The sequence below is a fragment of the Mesorhizobium sp. M7A.F.Ca.ET.027.03.2.1 genome, assembly GCF_003999175.1.
Classification (GTDB): domain Bacteria; phylum Pseudomonadota; class Alphaproteobacteria; order Rhizobiales; family Rhizobiaceae; genus Mesorhizobium.
This window is the reverse complement of sequence record NZ_RZOM01001897.1, coordinates 1-458: the sequence shown is the minus strand read 5'-3', so window position 1 is coordinate 458 and position 458 is coordinate 1. Positions and strand designations below refer to the sequence as shown.

The 458-nt window shown below is 61.6% G+C and carries 1 pseudogene; it reads left to right on the top strand.

Features of this window, described 5'->3' with window-relative positions:
• A pseudogene (locus EN750_RS40220) lies at positions 1–216 on the top strand (hypothetical protein); the annotation flags it as partial.
• Between the last annotated feature and the right edge of the window lie 242 nt (positions 217–458).

The window sequence follows — 458 nt, the reverse complement described above, 5'->3', positions numbered from 1 at the left end:
ATGCCCTTTGAATCGATAGCACGGGTAAATGATAGGACCGGGAAGTTACAAGAAGGTATGGTCGCGGCAATAACGGGCGCCGCTTTCCGAATCGGCTTGGAATGCGCACGATTCATGCTGGCGGAAGGTGGACGGGTTGCGCTTGTGGATCGCGCGGCAGATAGGCTCGACGAACTCTGCAGTGATCCCGGTCCAAGGGCCTTTCCGGTTGTGGTCGCCGACTTCTTCTTCAGCGAACACCACTGTGACCTGCTGGCGGCCTAACGCTTCCCTCGCATTGCAGCTGCGATGCTCGCCTTCAAGCTCATCGACCAGAATGTCGAGACAACGGTGGAGCGAGCGGACGGCAGCGACGTCGCGCAAGGCGAGGCCATCGCATGGGCGGTCCGGCCCGGGCCATGCTTAACGCCGAACGGACAGCGCTCTCATTGCGACGGCGACGGCAGCGTCATCGCGGC